Raw genomic sequence first — 22135 nt, forward strand, 5'->3', positions numbered from 1 at the left:
GAGTGTGAGATCGGGCGAACGGACGGCTCAGGGCGCTTCGCCCGTCTCGATGCTGAAGGAGTCACGCGGGTATGCCACACAGGTGAGCGTGTAGCCGTCGTCGAGTTCGGCCTCCTCCAACATCTGCTGGTTGTCGTGTTCGACGAAATCCTCCGAAGGACCGTCCGTGATGTGACCCGCACAGGAGACACACTGGCCCTGCCGGCAGGCGTACGGGAGGTCCCAGCCGTTCTCCTCGCCGGCCTCGAGGATCGTCTCGTTGTTCGCGACCTCGATCGTCTCGCCCTGTTTGAGGAACTCGATCTCGAAGTGTTCGATCTCGTCTTCGGGGATGTCGCCCGGGCCGGCAGCCTCCTCGGCACCCTCCGCGAGCTCTCCACCCTCGCCGTCGCCGCCGCCGGCGGGAATGGCGCCGCCACCGCCGCCGCCACCGATGGCGCGGTTGCCCGGCTCCGGGAACTCGGTCTCCGGCACGGCGGTCGCACGCCGTTCCATGACCTCCTCGGAGATGTCGGGGTTCGGTTCCCATCCCGTTCCCTTCAGCGCGCTGAAGAGGACGACGGTCAGCGTCGCGATCGCCGCGAGCACGATCGCCAATGGGTCATACATACCGGTCCCTATGAAGAGATCCCATAAGGCGGTTTTGATCGTTGGAGGGCGCGTTCGAGTGAACCGAGATGCGGCCGATCAGCCGAACGGACCCTTGCCACCGCCGCCGAGGGCGCCACCGAGACCGCCACCGCCGCCCATCTTTTTCATCATCCGTTGCATGTCGCCCTCGCCCATGCCCTGGAACTGGTTGATCGTCCGCTCCATCATCGAGTGCTGTTCGAGCAGCTGACGGACGGTCTCGACGTCGGTTCCCGATCCACGGGCGATCCGCTCGGTGCGCGACTGGCCGACGACCTTCGGGTTTTCGAGCTCCTCGTCGGTCATCGAGTCCATGATCCGCTCGAATTTTCGCATCCGATCCTGGGTGACGTCCATCGCGTCGTCGGGGAGCTGATCCATCATCCCGCCGCCGAGCCCCGGGATCATATCCATCACCTGATCGAGCGGCCCCATCCGGTTCATCGCGTCCATCTGTTTTTGCATGTCCTTCAGGGTGAAGTTCCCCTCCAGCAGCTGTTCGGGATCCCAATCTTCGTCCGCCTCCTGCGCCTCCGCCATCGCCCGCTCGACGCGCTCGGAGAGCTGCTTGAGGTCGCCCATCCCGAGCAGCCGCGAGATGAACCCGGAGGGTTCGAACCGCTCGACGTCTTGGACCGTCTCGCCGGTCCCTAAGAACGCGATAGAGGAGTCGGTCTCGTTGACGGCCGTCAGCGCGCCGCCACCCTTCGCGGTCCCGTCGAGTTTTGTGATGACGACGCCGTCGATGCCGATGGACGTCTCGAACTGCCGGGCCTGTTCCTTCGCACCCTGGCCGATCGCGGCGTCGAGCACGAGCAGCGACCGGTCCGGATCGACGACGCGCTCGATCTCTTCGATCTCCGCGATCAGGTCGTCCTCCAACGCGTGCCGACCCGCGGTGTCGACGATGTGGATGTCCGCGTCGGCGGTGGCCGCCATCCCCTCGCGGGCGATCGCGACGGGGTCGTCGGCGTCGGGGTCGCCGTAGAACTCCACCTCCGCCCGTTCACACATCTGTTTCGCCTGGTCGTAGGCGCCGGGTCGGAACGTGTCGGTCTGGATGACCGCGGGTCGGAGCCCCTTCTTCGAGAACCACCAGGCCATCTTCGCGGCGGAGGTGGTCTTGCCGGACCCCTGCAGCCCGGCCAGGAGGATCGTCTGTGACTCCAAGGGGAGTTCGGTCGAGTCGCCGACGAGCGCCACCATCTCCTCGTAGACGATCTTGAGGACGTGGTCGCGGGCGGTCGTCCCGCCCGGCGGCTCCTCCTCTACCGCGCGCGTCTTGATCGAGTCGGACAGCTCCATGACGAGCGAGACGTCGACGTCGGCGGAGAGCAGCGACCGCTGGATCTCCTTGACGATCTCCTCGACGTCGTCCTCGTCGAGACGGGCTTTCCCTTGGAGTGTATCGAGTGAACTCCGTAAGGACGTTCCGAGGTCGTCGAGCACCATTTACGGGTTCGTAGACGGTCCACGCGGTAAAGGCTTCGCTCGTCGGCTCGGGGGATCCGACGCACGATGGGAGAGTCGGTCACGGTCGGGGATCAGCGGTCCGCCGACACCGAACGGTCGGTCGCGGGAGCGTCGTCGTTGACGATCCCCGCACCCGCCGCATGGACCCCACAGACCGCGGGATCGTAACCCGCATCCGAGAGGCCGGTGCCGAACGCGAAGACGGTGCGGCCGAGCATCGCCATCGCCGCGGAGCCGCCGGCCGCCGCAACCGCATCGATCGCCTCTTCGACAGCGGGGACGAGGAGGTCGGCCTCGACGGCGAACGTCCGAGCGGCCGCGAGCAGCGTGACGGAGCGTGTATCCCGACGGAGCCGCGTAAGCGCGCGTTCGCCGGCCGCGGAGAGCGCGTCGGTGTCGCCCGCGAGGACGGCCTCCGTCGACAGCTCGCCGAACGTGACGTACTCGACGCGCGGGGCCGTGGGGATTCCGTCCAACTCGCCGTGAGCCGGCGCACCCGGACGGACGCGGATCGGGATCCCCCCTCGCGCTTGCGCGACGACGTCGCCGAGTCCCGTTCCCCGTTCGACCTCGGCGACGTGAGCGATTCGGATGAGCTCGTTCTCCGAGCGGCCGAGATCGAAGGCGGCGTTTGCCGCGAGCGCCGCCCCGAGCGCGGCCGCCCCCGAAACGCCGAAGCCGGCACCGACCGGGAGATCGCTTGCGAGGCGTACCTCCGCGGTATCCGAGGTGACACCCAGCGCCGCCAGCACGTCGCCGACCACGTCGATCGCCACCGGCGTCCCATCGAGGAGGACCGGTGGGGTCGATCCGTCGGCCGTTTCGGTCCGGTCGAGCGGGAGGGACCGATCGCGCGGGACGACCGTCGTTTCGACGCCATGAGTCAGCGTGACCCCCGCCCCACACGAGCCGGCCGCTGCCGGATCAGCGGCCGGGTAGGCGCTGAAGAAGGCGGTCACGTGGCCGGGGACGAACGCGGTCGCCCGCTCGCGAGTCATGTCCGGGCGGACGGGCAGGACGTGATTAACCGTTACCATCGGGCGCCGGACGGAAGGGATCGACGTCGCGGGGATCACTCGGCCGGCTCAACCGCGAGCTCCAAGCAGGCACAGGCGTCGGCCTCGGGGTCGAAGCAGTCGGGGCACTCCGGTCGGCGGTCGATGATCGTATCGAGCCGCTCGGCGACCGTGCCGTCGATGACGGCCTCCAGCTCGCGGGCCTCCTCGCGGAACGCCTCGACGCCGAGCACGTTCGCGAGGAATCGCTCGATGATACAGTAGGTCTGGAGCGCCTCACGGGCGCGAACGATCCCGTCGTCGCTCAAGCGAACGCCCTTGTACTTCTCGTGGTCGGCCAATCCGCGTTCCTCCAGCTTGCCGATCATCTCGTTCGCGCTCGCGGGACTCACGTCGAGGGCGTCGGCGATCGCCCCGGTCGAGGCGGGGCCGTCCGTCGCCCGCTGGATCACGTAGATCGTCTTTAAATACTGATCGGCGGTGTTCATACCCTTCCTCCGTCGCGGCCGCTCATCGTCGACTCCACCCGGTTCATCGTCGCTCCATGACCTCCGTCACCTCGCGCACACCCTCGGCTTCCTCCTCGCGGATCGATCGGAGGGTGTCGAGCAGTCGATCGCGATCCAGCGTGAACTCGGCGTCCGACGCCTCGATCGCCGTAATCAGATCGTCGTAGAACTTGTAGGCCGTCTCCTCGTTACAGAGCTGGTCGTACAGCACGCCGTCGAAATCCTCCGGTCGAGTCCGTCCATACCGGGCCTCGACGAGCGATTCGATCTCATCGAACGGAACGCTCTCGACGCCGAGGTCGTCTATCAGCGCTTCGAGGCGAGCGCGGTGATCCGCCGACTCCTCGGCGGCATCCGCGAGCAACTCGGCGACCTCGTCATCGAGGTCCGCATCGAGGCTCTCCGCGTGGTGATGAGCCCGGGCCTCGACGACCTCCTCCAGGACGATCCCGATCTGGAGCAAGCGGGCGAGCTGGTCGTCGGACGTTACCCGACGTCCAACGCTCATGTCACCCACCCGTACGAGACGCCCGTTCGCATACGTAGCCCCCTGCGCGCCTTGGAGACTTAAAGGCGTTCCTCGGGGGTGATGGATCCAATAAAAAGCGGTCGACCGCGACGCCTACCGCAGGCGCTCGGCGACGAGCGCCTCGACGTCCTCGCGGAACTCGTCGACGGCGATCTCCTCCAAGACCGGGACGAAGAAGCCCTCGACGAGCATGTTGCGGGCGACCTGCGAGTCGATCGACCGGCTCTCGAGGTAGAACAGGTCCTCCGCGTCGACCTGACCCACGGTCGCCGAGTGGGACGCCTCGGTATCGTGGTTGTGGATGATGAGCTTCGGGGAGGCGTCCGCTTCGGCCTCGTCCGAGAGCATGAGCGTGTTCTCACGCTGGTAGCTCGAGGTGTTCCATGCGTCGATACCGACGTCCTGAACGCCCTCGTACACCGAGCGGGCCTCCTCATCGAGCACGCCGCGCGTGACGAGGTCGGCCGTCGTGTGTTCGGCCTGGTGCCAGACGCGGGCGTTGATGTCGAAGTGCTGGTCGTCGTGGCCGAAGAACGTCCCGACGATCTGGCTCTCGGAGCCGTCGCCGTTCAGCTCCGTCTCGACGTCAGAGCGGGTCAGCCGCGAGCCGAAGTTGCTCTCGATCCAGTTGATGCTCGCGTAGGTGCCGGCGTCACCGCGCTTCAGCGAGTAGGTGTAGGTGTCCGGCGAGAGGTTCTGTAGCGAGCCGAACTGGACGTTCGCGTTCTCGCCCGCGACGATCTCGACGAGGTTCGAGAAGTAGCGGTCGTCCGCGACGTCCGCGCCCGACGCGATCGATTCGAGGATCGTCACCGAAGCGGACTCCTCGGCGACGACGAGCGTCTGGCTGAACAGCGAGCGGGAGTTCATCTCCGCACGGACGGTGACGTCCTCGACCGCGACGCCCTCGGGGACGTAAACGAACGTCCCCGTCGTGAAGAGCGCGACCGACAGCGCCGTCAGGTAGTTCTCGGTCGGGTCGATGACGGAGCCGAACGACTCCTCAAGCACGTCGCCATACTCCTCGAACGCTTCAACGAACGAGCAGACGACCACGTCGCCGTCGGCGTCACGCTCGGTCGTGTCCGCCTGATTCAGGGGATCGACGAGCGTCTCGAAATCCAGCGCCTCAAGGTCGGTCCACTTGCGACCGGGCGTGCGGATCACGTCCGGCAGTTCGGCGGTCGCTAACGCCTCCAGCGCGTCGAGACGGGTCTCGACGAGCCAGTCGGGCTCATCTCGTTCCTCGGCGATGCGTCGTACCGTGTCCTCGGAGAGGCTCTCGATTGCTTTCGTACTCATGTTATCCGAGCGAGCCCTCCATCTCCAACTCGACGAGTCGGTTCAACTCGACGGCGTACTCGATGGGCAGCTCCTCCGTGATCGGCTCGATGAACCCCGAGACGATCATCTGTTTCGCGTCGTCATCGTCCAGCCCGCGCGACTGCAGGTAGAAGATGTCCTCATCACCGATCTTGCCGACGGTCGCCTCGTGGGCGACGTCGACTTTCGACTCGTTGATCTCCATGTACGGCATCGTGTCCGACGTGGAGTCGTTGTCGAACATCAACGCGTCACACTCGACGGCCGTCGAGGAGTTTTCGGCGCCGTCGGCGATGTGCACAAGGCCGCGGTAGTTGGTGCGGCCGCCGTCCTTCGCGATCGACTTCGATTCGATCGTCGACTTCGTGTTCGGCGCGTTGTGGTAGACCTTCGCGCCGGTGTCGATGTCCTGCCCCTCGCCCGCGAACGCGATCGTGATGTGGTTGTCCGACGCGCCCCGGCCTTTGAGGATCGTCGAGGGGTAGAGCATCGTCGCCTTCGAGCCCATCGAGCCCGAGATCCACTCCATGCGGCCGTTCTTTTCCGCGATGGCGCGCTTGGTGTTCAGGTTGTAGGTGTTCTTCGACCAGTTCTGGACGGTGGAGTACTGGACGTGGGCGTCCTCGCCGACGAAGACCTCGACGCCGCCGGCGTGCAGGTTGAACGCCGAGTACTTCGGCGCGGAACAGCCCTCGATGTAGTGGACCTCCGAACCCTTCTCCGCGATGATGAGCGTGTGTTCGAACTGGCCCATCCCCTCGCTGTTCATCCGGAAGTACGCCTGCACGGGCATGTCGACGGTCGTGTCCTCCGGAACGTAGACGAACGACCCGCCGGACCAGATCGCGCCGTGGAGCGCGGCGAACTTGTTGTCGCTCGGGGGGACACACTTCGTCATGAAGTACTCACGGACGAGCTCTTCGTGCTCCTGGACGGCTTCGTCCATGTTGCAGAAGATGACGCCCTTCTCCTCCCAGCGCTCCTGCATGTTCTGGTAGACGACCTCGGACTCGTACTGCGCGCCGACGCCCGAGAGCGCGTTCTTCTCGGCCTCCGGAATTCCCAGCTTGTCGAAGGTGTCTTTGATCTCCTCGGGCAGTTCCGTCCAGTCGTCGACGCCCGCGCGGACGTCAACGTCGGGGCGGATGTACGGGACGATCTCGTCGACGTCGACCTCGCTGATGTCGGGCTGGCCGGGCCAGTCGGTCGGCATCGGCATCTCCTGGAACTGCTTCAGCGCGCGCAGGCGGCGCTGGAGCATCCATTCGGGCTCGTCTTTGTCCTCGGAGATGACCCGGATCGTCTCCTCGTTCAGGCCCTTGTCGGCTTTGAAGGCGGACTTCTCCTCCTTTTTAAACTCGAAGCGGGCCTCGGTGTTCGTCTCTTTCAGGTGTTCTTGTTCTGAACTCATGGTATTAGTTTGCGTTTGTGGGTCCTTAGCTCTGTTCCGTAACCATCACTGATTACGCAGCCTCGTACACTTCCTCGCGGACCCAGTCGTAGCCCTCCTCCTCGAGGTCGGCCGCCAGCGTCGCGTCACCGCTTTTGACGACCTCGCCGTCGAGCATGATGTGGACGTGGTCGGGCTCGACGTACTCGAGGATGCGCTGGTAGTGGGTGATCTGCAGGACGCCGGTGCCCTGCTCGTCGCGGAGGGCGTTGATGCCCTTCGAGACGTCCTGGAGGCGGTCGATGTCCAGCCCGGAGTCGATCTCGTCGAGCACGGCGATGGCCGGCTCCATCATCGCGGCCTGCAGCACCTCGTTCTGTTTCTTTTCCCCGCCGGAGAAGCCCGCGTTGAGGTAGCGGCGCATGAACTTCTCGTCCATGTCGAGCAGCTCCATCTTCTCCTTGAGGATCGACTGGAACTCGGCGACGCCGATCTCGCCGTCATCGGCCGGTCCCTCCATCGGGGAGGTGTCGTAGCCGACGTCCTCGTCTTCTTCGTCTTCGGCCTCCTCAGCCTCTTCGTCCTCGAAGAGCTCCTCGCGCTCCTCGGCTTTCGCGTTGAGCGCCTGCCGGAGGAAGTTCGTCATCGTGACGCCCTCGATCTCCGCGGGGTACTGGAACCCGAGGAAGATACCGAGCGCGGCGCGCTCGTTCGGCTCCAATTCGAGCAGTTCCCAGTGGTAGTCGTCGTCATCGAGCTCTTCATCGACGTCCGAAACGTCCTCCTCGTCGAGGTGGAGCGTGATCGAGCCGTCCGTGACCTCGTACGCCGGATGGCCGGCGATGACCTTCGCCAGCGTCGACTTTCCGGAGCCGTTCGGTCCCATCAGCGCGTGGATCTCGCCCGACTCCACTTCGAGGTCGACGCCCCGAAGGATGCGCTCGCCGCCCTCTTCGTTCACCCGTGCGTGGAGGTTGTTGATCTCAAGAGTTGCCATGTGTGGTCTGTAAGCCTCGTAGTTCCCACGAAGTGGTTCGCGACGTTAATGCTTACGGAATTACCCGTCGAAATCGAGTTTGTGAAAACATAATTTTTCGTGCCGCAAAAAAGAGTTTAGATGTTTGGGGCCGAACTACATAAATGATCCAAGTCCGGTCTGCTCCTGACCGGTTTTGACCTCCTCCCACGACATCCCGAGCGACTCGATCACGCGGGCGATCGGCCCCTTGAGCGTCTTTTCGAGCATCTTCTCCCAGTCGACCTCGAACTCCTCAGGGACCTGATCCGGATACTCGAAACAGATCACGTCCGGGTCGCGTTTGAACTCGCCGTACAGCGGGTCCCGCTGTGGATCGAAGCCCGCCTCGGTCTCCATGCGCTCCCAGAAGTCCGGATGAACCTTTTTTAAATAGAGCCGCTTCGGCTTCGATCCGCTCCCGAAGTTCGTCCCCAGCATCCGGTTCGCGTACATCGCGCCGCGGACCTGTGCCGTCGGCGTCTCGTAGGCGTCCAACCGCTTGCCGATCCCGCCGGGGATGCCGATCTCTTCGAGATCCATCTCGCCCTCAAGGAATCGCTCGATGACGTCCGAGAGGTACGTCTTGACCGCCGCGAGGTCCGCATCGAGGTCGTCCCCCGTGACGATCGTCTCGATGACGTGCTGTTGGACCTCCTTCGTGATCCCCGCGATGTCCGACCGCTTGTACTCGAATCCGGTGATATCGATGTCGTCGACGTCCGCGCCCTCCTTCCAAATGATGTGTCCCGCATATCGCTTCTTTTTGCCCGCCTGGAAGAAGCGTCGATAGAGTTTCTCGAACTCGATCTGGAAGCGATGGAGCTCCGCGTTCAACTCGTCGCGGGCGAAGTCGTCGTATCGCTCGTTGATGTGGTCTTGGATGTCGAAGGAGGTCTCGATCGCCTGCTCTTTGTCCACTTCCTGCCCAAGCGACAACATGACAGAGTCGGTGTTGTGAAGAACGATTCCGCCGACACCGTCGACGAAGTTTTGATTTTCTGCAACGCTCAGATCATACACGTATCCGTCGTGGTCAACCTTGTTGACGATCGGATCGCGACCACTCCGATAGAAATCACAGGTACGGATCGTGTAGCTCTCCTTTTCATTCCTGTATTTGAGCGAGTGTTTTCTTCCACGCTGAGTGAGCAACGTCGAGAGACCGGCAGCGAGTTCGCGGCTGGTCGTTTCGAAGTCGAAGTTTCGCTCACAGTACTCCCTCGTGTACCGCGGGAATTTGCGTGACCCGTCGCCTTCGACGAGCACGTCGACGAAGAGTTGCTGTAATTCGCTCGAGAGATTGAATACGAATCCAGGAACGCGTTTTCCGCGCGATGTCTGGCCAGCAAACTCACGAAAGAACACGGCCGATAACTCGTTCATCATCTGGAGCTTCCGTGTCCTGTCATCGTACGTTACCGACTGGATACCATCGCCGGTTTCGTATTCGACGGTTCGGGCTTCGGACGTATCGGACCGAATGATGCTTACCGTTGCCCCCTCAAACAGGCGAAGATAGTCGTCACGAAGGCCCTCCAGCCACTCCGCTCTCGATTCGGCGATACTCGCTCCGAACCGTGTATCCGTCGTCTCGATCGTCGACGCACTACCCTCGGTTATGTACGCAGCGAGCAATCGAACGAGCGCTCGTCCGTCCTCGGAGTCGAGTTCAATGTGCCGTCGCACCTTGACCGCCTTTTGTATCGTGTCGTGATGCTTGTGACCAAACCAGACCCAGTTATCGTTCGCGTGGACCCGTTTGACTTTCGTCTCCGCGTTCTCGCTGCCGACGCTCCGACCGTCCTCATACTCGCGCGTGTACCCGTTTAACACCTCATATACGTCGATCGTTTCGATCGGTTCGACTTCGGGAAGTCCGGGAACACGCAGTGGTTTCTCGACGTTCTCCGGCGTTGACTCGACCAATTCGTCGCCGTCCATGACAACGTACGAGTGGTCCCGTGTCGTCGTCGACTCACCGAACTTGTGCCGCAGGTTGACCACCGGCTTGTCCGTCTCATGCCGGATCACCTGTTGTATCGGTTGCCACTCGACATCGCCATTTTCGGCCACTGATAGTGCATCCCATCCATCCACGGATCGCCGCTCCTTGTCGGTTGACACCGAGGCGACCGGTCCGCCGTCAGTGGTGATGACGATGTCTCTATCCGCGGTCACGTCCGCACGCTCGAAGAGGTCGGCGATCGGGACGATTCGAACGATCCCGCTCGGATCGCGAACGACGATGGGTCTATCTCCGGTGACGCTGTCACCGTACGCGACGTCGTGACCCAGCTCGTTTGCGGCGGTCTCGGTGAAGGCGATGACCTCACGTCCGGTCGCTGTGACGGCTGCTGCGCCCTCTTTGTCGTATAATCGGAACCGATCCCATCCCGTTACGCCGTATAGAGAATTGCCAACATTCTGAAATTTTCCATTCCGGCCAGCAACGAGCGTGTTGTTGTCCTCAACAGTTACACAGTATACTCCATTTTCGGACTTCGTTCGTTCGCTGCTTCTATGCATTCGAATCGTATTTTTTGTATTATAGCTAACGTGTATTCGCCAGACGCCACTATCCCGTGTGTAGTGTGCTGTTAGACCGAGAGTCAAACACAGTCGGAGAACGTCATCGCGGAGTTGTTTACTCTTCGTCGTATACGTGAATGATTCTCCCTTCTTCTCCCATCTCCCGTCTCCTGAGATGAGAGTTTCAAGAAACGCTTGCCGACGCTCGAAGGGTTGTTCGAACACTAACTCTGGTATCCGTTTATTCTCGCTCCCTTTTCCGCAGAGTGTCCTCAGCAATTCATACCAGATGCGGCTTGAAAATGTAACTGACCGATCCGTTCTGTAGCTGTAGCCAACCAGTTTATCCACTAATTGCGCGATCTCCTCTTGATTCTCCGAGGACTTCTGAGCGATTTGTATCCGATAATTCTTAGTTTTGGCCTTGTACAGACTTCCTTCAGTTATATACCATGCGAGAAAGACCAGTAAGTCCTCAGCCGCCACATGTGTCTTAGCCGATGGTTGACCGTATTTTGCGGCAATCTGTGTTCCTCCATCTGAGATCGTCACGCTGATTTCGGTATGCTCTTGGACCAATTCAGAGAGTGTAAATACGTCTGGATAACTGTCAACAGTATATGACCAATCGTGTGGCAATTCGTAATTACAGTACTCGTATAGATCGCCCGCCTCGACGAAACTGTACTTCTCCTCCGTGATTCCATTTTTATCGTTCTTGCGGACGAGCATCCGGTGATTCGGTGTGACGCGGAAATCGATCTTCGAGGTCTCGATGTCGACGAGTTCACCGCGGTATTCCGGATATGCGTGCGTCTCCGTTACGCGTTTGATCTCCATTTCCTCCGTCTCGGGATTCAGCGAGTAGACCTCGTCTCCGACGGCGAGGTCGGTGATCGAACGCACGCCGGAGGGCGTGAGCACCTCGGTGTCCGGCGTGAAGCAGTTCATAATAACCTTGACAGCCCCCTGCTGTCTGTCGTATTGGTTATATACTTCCGTGCCGGGGTCGTGTTCGTTCCGAAGGGACTTCTTGTTCTCCCGTTCGGCGAGCAGTTCGTCGACCATCTCGCGCATGATCCCGTCCGGCTCCTTCCGGAAGTGGGTGCCGTTAGGCGCGACGTACGTCTCGCCGTCGTAGGTTTCCGGATCGACCTTCGTCTCCGGCCCGGCGTTGATCGTCACCATGCACATGGGGTACAACGACTTCAGGTCCTGGACCGTCACCATCTCTTTCACCCCGGTGATCGGCTCGAAGACGGCCCCACCCTCGAAATCCTCCGATTCCTGTTGACCCTTCGTCGGGAGCGCGAACTTGCCGAACGCCTTGTGGAGGACGTACATGTCGACGGTGTCGCCGGGGGTCGGCGCGTCCTCCAACTGGCAGCCGACGAACGTGCGGACCTCGTCCCAGAAGGCGATCACGTCCTGTTTGCGGTCGATCTCGACGCAGAGTTCCACGTCGCGGATGCTGTACTCCAACAGCCGCTCGGGGTCCTGCTCCCAGAGGTCGCCGATGTCGCCGGTGTAGCGCTCCTTGCCGACGCCGAGTTCCCGCTCGCCCACGGCATCGAGGCGGTAGGACTCCAGTTCCGTGAACATCGTCCGCTTGTAGGCGTACAGCAGGTCGAAGACGACCCGCCCCTTGATGTCGGGACCGCCCCAGCCCGAGCGCCACACCTCCCCGATCCGTGAGAGCCGGTCGACGGAGAGGTCGACATCGACGTCGGGTCGGTCCGCGAGCACCTCCATCCGGTCGAGCAGGTAGGGCGCGTCGAAGTCCTCGAAGTTCCACCCGGTGAGCACGTCGGGGTCGGTTTCATCGAGGTACGAGACGAACGCATCGAGCATCGCGGCCTCCGTCTCGAACGTCTCGACCCGAAACGAGAGGTCGCCGTCGCCGATCCCCTCGTATCCGGGGAGATCCGTGGGCGATTCGACCTCGCTCTCGGGTGCCGAGTAGAGCCAGATCACGTACTCGTCGTCGTAGGAGTCGTGGCTGGTGAGACAGATGATCGGCTCCTCGCCGTCCTCGGGAAACCCGCGCCGGTCGTCGACCTCGATGTCGAAGGTGTTCACCCGGATGTCGGCGTCGACCGTCGCCGGTTCGAGGTGGCCCTCATGGACCTGTAGGGTGCCGTCCTCGAGGCGACGTTCCTCGACGCGGATCCCGCCGTTCAGCCCGTTGTCGATGAGAAACCGGTTCGGAAAGAGGATGTCCGCCTCGAAGGTCGTCTCGAAGTCGTCCCGAATGGCCCCGACGTCGCGCGGCGTACGCGTGATGACGCGAGTGAGCGGCTCGCCACGGATGCTCTCGTATGGCTCGCCCGCGTGATCCGTCTCGCGGGTGCCGATGACGACGTCGTAGTCATCGGTGGGATCGGCATCGAGGTCGGCGGTGGGCACGTAGAAGTACGGCTCGACGCCGAGCACGCGGACGTGTTCGTGTTCGTCGTCACCATCGTGAGCGGGCCGGCGACCGAAGACGTGAACGACCGGGTATTCGTCGTCGCCGTACCCCTCGACGGCGTAATCGACCTGCGTGATCGACAGCTCGACGACCCCTGTCGAGTCGGGAAACTTCGCCTCCGAGAGGTCGACGACATCGCTGACGCGGCCGTGGCCGTTTCCTGCGACCACGCGCGCCTCCTCGGCGGCGAGCGCGTCCCGGTCCGTTTCGTCGTTGCCGTCGTCGTCCGCGGCGTCGGGCGAGGAGAAGTCCGACAGTCCCGACTGGTTCATGGAGGGCCTTCGGCGTTCCCCGCTAAAAAGCTCGGCTTTCGAGGCGACGTCCGGCGAGTGTTCCCCACACGGAAAGGCATATATCGTGTCATGCCATACCATGGTTCGTGACCTCGAATCCACACGCGGACGACGAGACGTACCGTTCGGGCGAGCGGGAGCCGATCGACGGCGGGTCGGACGCCGAGGTGGAGTGCTACGAGGACGGCGGGAACGTGGTGTTTTTCGACGCCGCGAACCCGCTTGCGTGGGTCGAAACGAGCCGAACCGTTCGGCTCACCGACGTCGCCTGAGCCGTCGCGCTCCGGGCAGTTCTCGAAGCGCACCGGGTTTCGGATCGACAGCCGATGAGGGCCCTTTTTGAGCGTCGACCGCCTACTGGGAGCCGTGAGTCCGTTCGACGAGGACAACGAAGGGGAGATCTCCATCGCGGAACCATCCGACGTCGAGCGGCGCATGACCCCGAAGGCCCCGAAAGCCCCCGAAGCCCCGTCGGTGAAGACCTACGATACCGACGGAAATTTCGCCGCCGCAAGCGACGTCGACTCGTACACCCTTCGAGCGTTCGGGGTCTCCGTGATCTACGCCAACGTCGCCCTCTTTTGTCTCGCGCTCGGCCCGATGCTCTACGTCTTCGAGGGCTGGACCGACATCGGCACGGTCGTGTTCGTCGTCGGCGTACTCGCGGCGATCCGAACGTACCAGGTCTATCGGGAATGGAAGCGTGAAAAAGCGAAGCGTGAGGGGGCGGACGACCACGGAACGGACGCAGACGAATCCGCCGAAGACACGACGGAAGCGCACGGATCGGAGAACGGGGACGGCGGGGACAGCGGAAGCAGCGACGCCGGAAGCAATGACGAGGAGACGGACAGCAAGAACGATGGCCGCGAGCCGACCGATAGCGGCGCGTCCACGGGCCCGGAACGCTGAAGAGGATAGCCGGCCTTTTTAAATACATGCGAACGGTCCGCGACGCCGACGGGACGAGGTACCTCCTCGTGAAGCGTTCCGGGGAGTCGAGTCGCGTTCGCGACCCCGAGACGGGCGCGGAGCGCTACGTCGCCAACGCGGACCTGGAGGCCATCGAGGGCGAGTCGGTCCTCGAGACGGCCGCCGCGGGAGTTCCGACGGCGACGCGGCGGGCGATCCGGGCGCTCCACGACGATCGGACGCTCGGTCTGCTCGTCATCCTCGTCGACGAGGGACCGTTCTCGGTACTCGAACTGATGGACGGCCTCGATATGTGTGAGTCCGATCTCCACGGGCGGCTCGCGGAGTTTCAGGCGGCGGGGCTGATCCGCGAGGTCGACGTGATCGGTCGCCGGGGATACGAACCGACCGAGACGGCGGTGGAAGTCGTCGATCGGCTTCGTGGATGAGTGAACACACGGATCTGCCGTTATCCCGGAGCAACGTGTGAGAGCATCAAGCGGTGGCTTTATTCAACCTCGGGGACGGGAGTCGGATATGCCCTCCAGAAGAGCCGTGCGTACTACGGCAAGAGGTGTCGACGACGGCGTAACCGCCAACGCGACCATCGACAGTACCGCAGCGGTGGGGAGACTATCGGTGGGAGACGTACCGACAGTCAAGCAGCGGATCTACGGGCCCTCGAGTGGCGTGAACCGCCGAGCAGGCCGAATCAACGGGTGACCTGAGATGGATCTCGGTTCACTCCTCATCGGTGTCGTCATCGCCGGACTCGGGATCGCCGGGTTCGGGATCGGTGCGAAGGCGCTGTCGCGGTGGCGACGGCTTGGCGCGAACGATCCCGTCCGGATCAGGGAGGCGATCACCCAGTCCGGGCTCGTCGAGATCGAGGGAACAGTTCGCTCGGGTGAGGCGACGCTGGAGTCGCCACACTTTCGTGAGGAATGTGTCGCATATGAGTGCAAAACGGAGGAGCGACGACGTCGAGCGTCGAGGTCCGGATCCCGAAGCACGTGGCGAACGATCGATTCCGACGAGGACGCACGTCCGTTCGTCGTCGCGGACGAGTCGGGGACTGCGTACGTCGATCCGGAGGGCGCATCGTTCTCGCTGGCGTCGGAGAGGACCCGGAAAACGAACGAGCAGGGAGAACCCGTTCCTGATGACAGCATGCTGAATTTCAGCCTATCGATCAATCTCCCCGGGATGAACACAGCCGGGATCAACAACCGGCGGTTCACCGAAAAGCGGCTCGACGTCGGTAGCCAGTGTTATGTCGTCGGTGCAGCGGGCCGTCCGCCGGCCGAAGTCGACGCGGACGTCGCGATCGACGGATCCGAGGCCTCGACGTTCCTGATCTCGGATGCGACCGAGGCCGAGACACGCCGTCGCCTTCTGCTACGCGGTGCCGGATACACGGTCGGTGGGATCGCAGGGATCGCCATCGGCATCGGCCTCCTCGGGCCGGAGCTACTGGTGGCGATCAACGGGTGAACACGCAGGGAGTTCCCCGCCGCCGTGAGTCGAGGAAACCGTATGCATCGGGGTTCACGCGGTTCACAGGACGGATACGGCTATTTCTCCCCCACCTCTCGAAGGGCCCGCTGAACCTGCACGTACACCCGCGGATGCAGGTTCATCCCGGAATCGACCAGATCATACAGGACCTCGTTTGCTTCCGCAATGGACAGGACACCCGCCTTCCTACAGCGAAGCAACAGCGTCGTCACCCACCAGCATTCGACGCCGTGGCTTCGAGCGACCGCTATCAAGCCCTTGTCGTTTGCGAGAAGCACGTCGTCGGTGTCGGCCGCCAACAGGATCACCGACGCGTCGGCGACCGCGACGCCTTCCAATCGCGCCATCTCCTCGGCATCGGGAGGCGATTTATCGATCGAAACGTCATCGAGAAACGACTGGAGCGAGGCCGTACCCCGTTTTCCTTCGGTGAGAACTTCATCCCGCACGTCCTCCGTCGTCCGTATTACGTCGTCGAACGCCGAGATCAGATCGAGCCGGCCGACCCACGAGAGCGGGATGAGCGCGGAGGAGTCGACGACGACCATCAGATCCGGTCGAGGTCGCGTTCGAGGTCGTCGGCCGTATAGCCGATATCGATCCCCTCCTCGGCGGCCAGTGACAGCATCTCGACGTACGTCACGTCGGCGATCTCGGCCGCGCGGCGGACCGTGATCTCGTGATCACGGAGCTGTTCAAGCGCCTTTTCGGTTCGCCAATCGGTGAGCCCTTTCCGGATGAGTCGGCGAAGGACCTCCGACCGGTCGGCGGTCAGCTCCGCTTCGAGCTCCGAGAGCAGCGCTTCGTCATCCTCGGGGATGCGGGTCGTGACGGTTTTCATCGTTACAATACAGTCCGTTACGTTACATTATAGATGTAACGCCGTTCGACGGAAGGGGCTCACCGATCGAGAACGACGGAGCCGACGAAGTACGTGGCGAGCGCGACGACGAGCGCGCTCGCAACGCCGGCGAGGAAGTCGGGACCTATCGAGAAGCCGACCGCGAGCATCACGATCGCCCCCGCTTCGAGGCCAAGCCCGAGCGTGCCGAGCGAGGTGTGATACGGGCTGGATGTCGCGGCGTCGGCGAGCGGAAGGTCCCCGTCCGCCCCCTCCTGTGCGGCGGAGAGGCTGAGAAACCAGGGGATGAAAAGGTACGAGCCGACGCCGCCCAAGATGCCGACGATGCCGCCGTAAGCGACGTTCTCTATCGCGATTACGCCGACGGCGGTGAACGCGATCAGATTCATCACGGCCGATCCGACGCCGATCATGGTGAACGTCCGTTCGGTGGACGCGTCCGTCGCGGAGGGCATACGTGAAGATCATAGACCACGATGAAAAATCGTCCGTTCCGGATCGAAAAGGGGCGCGAAGAGAACAGAGCTATACCCACGGCGACGGTGGAGGAGGACGTGAAACAGGCCATCGTCGCCCGCCGCGACCTCGGTATGGGCGAGGGAAAGCTCGCCGCACAGGTCGCTCACGCCTCCCTCTCGGCGTATGGGGATGCGGGTCGCCGGGCACGCAAGCGGTGGAAGGGATCGGGACAGAAGAAGGTCGTCCTCGCGGCCGACTCCGAGGACGATCTGTTCGCGCTCGCGGACGCGGCCGAGACCGCGGGACTGCCGTATGCGATCATCCGTGACGCCGGCCATACGGAGTTGGATCCGGGAACCGTCACCGCGCTCGCGGTCGGGCCCGCCCGCGAGGAGAGCGTCGACCGCGTCACCGGCGACCTCCCGCTGTACTGATGAGCGACGAGGGAACCCACTCGGCCCGGGGAACACCCCGCCCCGCTCATCCGATCGAGCGGGCGGTCGGGATCGAGTACTACGTCAGCGACGCCGATGGGATCGGCGGTCGGCTCCGAGCGTCGCCCGAGGACTTCCGCGTCCGCGAGTTGGAGGCGTTCGATCCGGAACCGCTCGATGCGGATCCGGGAAGTTATCCCGAACTCGTCTGTCGGGTCACCCTCACCGCGTGGGACACGAACGACTTCGCCCGCCGGCTCTCGGACGCGCTCTCGATCAGCCGCGAGCGCGTCTCCTGGGCGGGCACGAAGGACAAATACGCGGTGACGACGCAGCTCTTTACCATCGGCGGCGTCGACGCCGACGACCTCCCGACGATCCGCGGGGCCGAGATCGAGCCGCTGGGTCGGGCCGGCCGGCCGCTCTCCTTCGGCGACCTCGCGGGCAACGCCTTCGAGATCCGCGTCACGGAGGCCGTGCCGGAGGCCGAAGAACGCGTCGCGGCCATCGCCGCCGACCTCGGGGCCTTCGCCGGCGGTGACGGCGGCTCGGGGACGGGAAGTGACGCGGGGGCGGGAGGCGAGCGCGGAGGCCCTGCCGGCGTCCCGAACTACTTCGGCCAACAGCGGTTCGGTAGCCGACGACCGGTGACTCACGCGGTCGGGCTCGCGGCCGTCCGCGGCGACTGGCGTGAGGCCGTCCGGCTGTACACGGGCAACCCCTTCGAGGGCGAACCGGCGGATACGCGGGCGGCTCGCGAGCGGGTGGATGCCGCCTTCGGCGTGGGGAGTGAGGGCGGCGACGGCGATCTGGATGATGGAAGCGTTGACGGCGAGGACACGAACGGCGACGGCGACTGGGCCGATTGCTTGGACGTCATGCCCCGAAAGCTCCGATTCGAGCGGTCGATGCTGCACCGGCTCGACGAGCGCGGCGTCGACCCCCACGCCCCCGCCGACGACCCGGACTGGCGACACGCACTCGAAGCGGTCCCGAGTAACCTCCAGCGGCTCTTCGTCAACGCCGCCCAGTCCGTCCTTTATAATCGGACCCTGAGCGAGCGGCTGCGACGTGGGCTCCCCTTCGATCGGCCCGTCGCGGGCGACGTGGCGTGTTTCGCCGACCGCGACGCCCCCGACGAACTCTACGCGCCCGACGTGGACCGCCTCCAGCGGGTCGACGCCGATCGCGTGTCCGTGATGGAACGCCACTGTGCCCGGGGTCGGGCGTTCGTCACCGCCCCGCTCGTCGGCACGGAGACGACGCTCGCGGACGGCGAACCCGGCGAGATCGAACGCGAGGTGCTTGAGGACGCCGGGATCGAACCGGCGGATTTCGAACTCCCGGACGAGTTCGGCTCAACCGGCACGCGGCGGGCGATCCTGCTCCGCACGGACCTCGAAGCGACCGTCGAGGATGGCGACCCCCGGTTCGCGTTCGCGCTGCCGAGCGGCTCGTACGCGACCGTCGTCCTCCGGGAGTTCCTCAAAAGCGGGCCGCTTGAGTTATAAGGGGAAAGGGGGCGGGCTGACGGGGCATATAACTGGTGTGCGAGCGGATGCGGAGGTTCCGTTGAAATCCGTTGTACGTGATCGATTCCGGCTGGAGTGCGATCAAGACAGGGGACACAGGGAGCGATCCCGAGCTCGATCGGTCATTTATATACTCTCTCGACCGAATGGCGAGACTACTTATAAACGGTCCACGGCGGTCGGCGCGCTCCGGTGAGCGCCCGCAGGGCGCGAAACCGAGCGCGAGGGAGCCCACGGCTGGCGGGAACGCCAGCCGTGGCGAGGCTGGGGAGGCCTGAGGCTGCGGTGCGGGTGTGGGTGCGGTTCGATGTGATACGGGTGCGGCGGAGGTGGTCGCTCTACCCTCGTCGTTCCACCGTCCCACGGGTCACCGTCACTCCCGATAAATAGCCAGACACCCCCGTGACCGTTTATAAACAATCCGAGCAAACAACCGCGGACTTTCATGTTCGACGGCCGCGATGAGTGGGCCGCCGGTCCACCAGTTACACAGCGATGATGAGGGTCGCGGTACGGATGATTTAGTGTTTCTCTCGATAAGGCGACGCCCATAACGAGCGCAGGTCGTCGTACTCGCTGAAACCGATCTGCGTTCTGTTGACATCCTCCCCGCCCTAAAGGGCGAGGATTCCACGAAGTGGATATTCAGGTTGCGCGTTTCCTCGGGGTTCAAGTACGCTTTCGCGTGACCCGTCGACGGTTGCCACCGAGTTGTGACCAACGGTGTGCGTTATAGCGCGTGTAGCCCTGTCAATGGGGCCTTCCTCCCCGCAATCTGCGAGCGTCCTCAGAATCGAAGATTCTGATGGGCTGCACAAGAGCTCCGCTCTTGTGAACGTCAAAGACGGCTGGCTATTCAACCAGCGAGGGAGCACGGTTCGCGTCAGCCGAGCTGTTACGCCGTGCATGGTTCACCCTCCCGTTGTGCAATATTCTCCGAAGCGTTCAGGTCAGCGTGGCGTCCACGACCGCACTCCGAGCACAAAAAGTGGTCGCCATCACGGGTTCCCATCGAACCACATTCCGAACACCGCTGACTGGTATGGTACGCATCAACCTTCTCGACGCGGATATCAGCGTGTTCGGCTTTGTACGTGATGAACTGTTGGAGTTGGTGGAAATGCCACGAGTGGATACCTGACCACGAACTGTTCTCGCGGATACCTTCGAGGTCTTCCATCCGAATGACGGGATTCTCGAACTGTTCCGCGAACGTGATGAGGCGACGGGAGAGTTTGTGGTTTAAATCCTTAATTCGACGCTGTTCTTTGTCACCCACACGGTTGCATGCGCGAAGCGCACCCGCTTCCGAAAGCGAATCGCGTAGGGAACGATATTTGCGTCGAACGTACTTCGCCTCACCACCAGACACCAGCATTGACTCGTCCTCACCGTAGGCAGTCACAGCGAGGATGTGCCGTTCGCCAATATCGACACCGATGGGCGTCTCGCCCGACGTGTCGGCGTCGTATTCGATGTTGAACGTACAGTACCAGTCGTCGCCACGGCGGTACACTTGAAGCCGTGTCTTCTTCGCGTCACCTTCGATCAGTCGGTCTACGGGGCCGGAAATCTCGTCGTACACTTCGATAGGAGTGTACCACCATTGGGAGATACACGGGAAGCCGATAACGACCGTGCCGTTCTTGGTCGTGTCGATCTCCCAGTTCTGGTTGTTGACGGCGAACGGTTGACTCTCTCGGTAGCGAACCTCTCCGTCCTTATTGTGGTCGGATTTCGCCTCTCGAATGGCTTGGTTCTGGATAGCCGAGTAGAGGTCGTTGTCGATGCTGGCTGTGGTCACGGATTTGCCAAAGTCGCCGTTCTCCCATCCGTCGATACAGAATTGCTTGGTGTCACGGTAGAGTCGAGTGGCGTGTTGCCACTCTTTCCGCCGTGAGAGGGATGGGTTGTGGAACTTCGCGGTGACAGTCACCGTGACCATTACAAATGTAATTAGGTGCGATATCTTAAGTATTTATTGGAATATCAGCCGCGCCATCATCGGTGGTTTGCGTCATTGACTGTCGGATTCATCCCCGCGCTAAAGCACGGGGCTTTCTCCTTGAATCTCCGTAATGAACTAAGTTCTTCACTGGCCATTCACCAATAATGAAAGATACTATCGACGCAGCGACGGGAGTGTTATTGGGGCTGGCATGTGGTGATGCAGTAGGTCGCCCGGTCGAATTCGCTACACACGAAGAGATCACACGAAAATACGGCGTTGTAACTGACATGTTGGCCCATGGGGTACACGACAAGCCAGCAGGAGCCGTGACTGATGATACTGAACTGGCACTGTGTATCGCTCGAAGCCTTGTCGAGAAGCGCCGGTTCGACGGTGAAGACATCGCCGAGCGCTTTGTTGAGTGGTACGACAGTGACCCCTTTGGCATCGGATCGATGACGGCAGATGCCCTCAGCGAATATAAGCGTGGAGCCACTTGGGATGAGGCGGGGAAAGAAGTCTGGGAACGGCGAAATGAAGGGGAAAATGCGGGGAACGGAAGCGTGATGCGATGTGCTCCACTCGCGCTTGCCTTCGCTGATACTCCCGAGACACTGGCAACAGTAAGCCGACAGTCGTCGGCCATCACGCACTATGATCCGCGCTGTACGTACGGGTGTATCATCCTGAACCACACTATTGCAGGCTACCTTCGTAACGATCCAGCACCGCTTGAAAACGCGCTGTCGCTCGTGGAGCGTGATGGCCCAGCCGAGTTAGTTGAGCCCCTCAGTCTCGTTCTGAATCAGACCGATGAACTGTCTCTCAGCCCAACGGGATACGTCGTCGATACGTTACAGACTGCGCTGTATGATGCGATAACAGCCGAATCAGCCGAAGACGCAATTGTCACCGCCGTTAATCGCGGCGGAGATACCGATACGATTGGAGCGATTGCTGGAGCAGTCGCCGGTGCACGATTCGGTGCGGGGACGCTTCCGAATCGGTGGCTTGAGTCACTACAGTACAGAGATGAACTTGAACAGCTAGCGAAAGCGCTAGTGACTACAGAGATGAAAACTGAGACGAGATGAACGAATACAACCGCGGGCTCGCCTATTAACTGAGGCTACCGTACTGACCGTTCTCCACGTTCGTAGATCGATCCGATGCTCGTGCAACACTTGCACCCTGTATTCACCTATGGAAACGCTGCTGGCCGAACAAACCACGGCTGGGGACAAAATGATTCCGCCGTCTGAGGATCTGCGCTGACACAGCCGGCAG

Annotated in this window: 20 protein-coding genes; 7 read left to right on the forward strand and 13 right to left on the reverse strand. The window is 62.6% G+C overall.

The annotated features are described in order from the left end of the window. Positions 1-27 precede the first annotated feature (27 nt). From CHB65_RS11945 to CHB65_RS11985, 9 genes are all read right to left on the reverse strand, one after another. Positions 28-609, reverse strand: a complete 582-nt coding sequence (locus CHB65_RS11945; protein WP_089385303.1) for a 2Fe-2S iron-sulfur cluster-binding protein — start codon at positions 607-609, stop codon at positions 28-30. A 78-nt stretch (positions 610-687) separates the two neighbouring features. Then, the gene (locus CHB65_RS11950; protein WP_089385304.1) at positions 688-2082 is read right to left on the reverse strand and encodes a signal recognition particle protein Srp54; all 1395 of its coding nucleotides are present in this window, start codon (positions 2080-2082) and stop codon (positions 688-690) included. Between the two features lie 92 nt (positions 2083-2174). Continuing rightward, a complete protein-coding gene (locus tag CHB65_RS11955) occupies positions 2175-3101 on the reverse strand; it encodes a pantoate kinase (protein ID WP_089385305.1) in 927 nt (308 codons plus the stop codon). A 74-nt stretch (positions 3102-3175) separates the two neighbouring features. Then, positions 3176-3607 carry a metal-dependent transcriptional regulator gene (locus tag CHB65_RS11960; protein ID WP_089385306.1) on the reverse strand — a complete coding sequence of 144 codons (432 nt, stop codon included), beginning with the start codon at positions 3605-3607 and terminating at the stop codon, positions 3176-3178. A 43-nt stretch (positions 3608-3650) separates the two neighbouring features. Then, positions 3651-4136, reverse strand: a complete 486-nt coding sequence (locus tag CHB65_RS11965; protein WP_089385307.1) for a rubrerythrin — start codon at positions 4134-4136, stop codon at positions 3651-3653. Between the two features lie 114 nt (positions 4137-4250). Continuing rightward, positions 4251-5459 (reverse strand): Fe-S cluster assembly protein SufD, encoded by a 1209-nt coding sequence (gene sufD / locus CHB65_RS11970; RefSeq protein WP_089385308.1) that lies wholly within the window; start codon positions 5457-5459, stop codon positions 4251-4253. Position 5460: 1 nt separating this feature from the next. Further along, complete coding sequence (gene sufB / locus CHB65_RS11975; protein ID WP_089385309.1) at positions 5461-6891, reverse strand: Fe-S cluster assembly protein SufB; 1431 nt, start codon at positions 6889-6891, stop codon at positions 5461-5463. A gap of 52 nt (positions 6892-6943) precedes the next feature. Next, positions 6944-7867: an ABC transporter ATP-binding protein gene (locus CHB65_RS11980; protein WP_089385310.1), complete on the reverse strand. Its 924-nt coding sequence runs from the start codon at positions 7865-7867 to the stop codon at positions 6944-6946. A gap of 135 nt (positions 7868-8002) precedes the next feature. Continuing rightward, a complete protein-coding gene (locus CHB65_RS11985; protein ID WP_089385311.1) occupies positions 8003-13159 on the reverse strand; it encodes a DNA polymerase domain-containing protein in 5157 nt (1718 codons plus the stop codon). A gap of 107 nt (positions 13160-13266) precedes the next feature. Between CHB65_RS11985 and CHB65_RS11990 the strand changes: the two genes are divergently transcribed. The 4 genes from CHB65_RS11990 to CHB65_RS12005 all read left to right on the forward strand — a co-directional run bounded on the left by CHB65_RS11990 (position 13267) and on the right by CHB65_RS12005 (position 15586). After that, on the forward strand, positions 13267-13452 hold the full coding sequence (locus CHB65_RS11990; protein WP_089385312.1) for a DUF7331 family protein: 186 nt from the start codon (positions 13267-13269) through the stop codon (positions 13450-13452). A gap of 94 nt (positions 13453-13546) precedes the next feature. After that, positions 13547-14092: a DUF7322 domain-containing protein gene (locus CHB65_RS17960; protein WP_089385313.1), complete on the forward strand. Its 546-nt coding sequence runs from the start codon at positions 13547-13549 to the stop codon at positions 14090-14092. A 26-nt stretch (positions 14093-14118) separates the two neighbouring features. Beyond that, complete coding sequence (locus CHB65_RS12000) at positions 14119-14541, forward strand: DUF7346 family protein (protein ID WP_089385314.1); 423 nt, start codon at positions 14119-14121, stop codon at positions 14539-14541. 280 nt (positions 14542-14821) lie between these two features. Then, the gene (locus tag CHB65_RS12005) at positions 14822-15586 is read left to right on the forward strand and encodes a GIDE domain-containing protein (protein WP_089385315.1); all 765 of its coding nucleotides are present in this window, start codon (positions 14822-14824) and stop codon (positions 15584-15586) included. An 80-nt stretch (positions 15587-15666) separates the two neighbouring features. Here CHB65_RS12005 and CHB65_RS12010 read toward each other — a convergent pair whose 3' ends face one another. Genes CHB65_RS12010 through CHB65_RS12020 form a run of 3 tightly spaced genes read right to left on the reverse strand, consistent with a single transcriptional unit; the run spans position 15667 to position 16927 of the window. After that, positions 15667-16158, reverse strand: coding sequence for a hypothetical protein (locus CHB65_RS12010; RefSeq protein ID WP_089385316.1), 492 nt, complete (start codon positions 16156-16158; stop codon positions 15667-15669). Then, positions 16158-16451, reverse strand: coding sequence for a UPF0175 family protein (locus CHB65_RS12015; protein ID WP_089385317.1), 294 nt, complete (start codon positions 16449-16451; stop codon positions 16158-16160). The genes CHB65_RS12010 and CHB65_RS12015 overlap by 1 nt, the downstream gene beginning before the upstream one ends. 59 nt (positions 16452-16510) lie before the next feature. After that, positions 16511-16927, reverse strand: coding sequence for a hypothetical protein (locus CHB65_RS12020; RefSeq protein WP_089385318.1), 417 nt, complete (start codon positions 16925-16927; stop codon positions 16511-16513). A gap of 99 nt (positions 16928-17026) precedes the next feature. Here CHB65_RS12020 and pth2 point away from each other — a divergent pair, with 99 nt between their 5' ends. Next, positions 17027-17365, forward strand: a complete 339-nt coding sequence (pth2, locus tag CHB65_RS12025) for a peptidyl-tRNA hydrolase Pth2 (protein WP_089385324.1) — start codon at positions 17027-17029, stop codon at positions 17363-17365. Beyond that, on the forward strand, positions 17365-18876 hold the full coding sequence (truD, locus tag CHB65_RS12030; RefSeq protein ID WP_089385319.1) for a tRNA pseudouridine(13) synthase TruD: 1512 nt from the start codon (positions 17365-17367) through the stop codon (positions 18874-18876). The genes pth2 and truD overlap by 1 nt, the downstream gene beginning before the upstream one ends. Positions 18877-19792: 916 nt before the next feature. Here the strand turns inward: truD and CHB65_RS12035 are convergent. Continuing rightward, on the reverse strand, positions 19793-20842 hold the full coding sequence (locus CHB65_RS12035; protein ID WP_089385320.1) for an RNA-guided endonuclease TnpB family protein: 1050 nt from the start codon (positions 20840-20842) through the stop codon (positions 19793-19795). A 167-nt stretch (positions 20843-21009) separates the two neighbouring features. On the opposite strand from CHB65_RS12035, the gene CHB65_RS12040 reads away from it, so the two are divergent. Beyond that, positions 21010-21942 (forward strand): ADP-ribosylglycohydrolase family protein, encoded by a 933-nt coding sequence (locus tag CHB65_RS12040; protein ID WP_089385321.1) that lies wholly within the window; start codon positions 21010-21012, stop codon positions 21940-21942. Positions 21943-22135 lie beyond the last annotated feature (193 nt).

This window comes from Halorubrum vacuolatum (assembly GCF_900188065.1).
GTDB lineage: Archaea > Halobacteriota > Halobacteria > Halobacteriales > Haloferacaceae > Halorubrum > Halorubrum vacuolatum.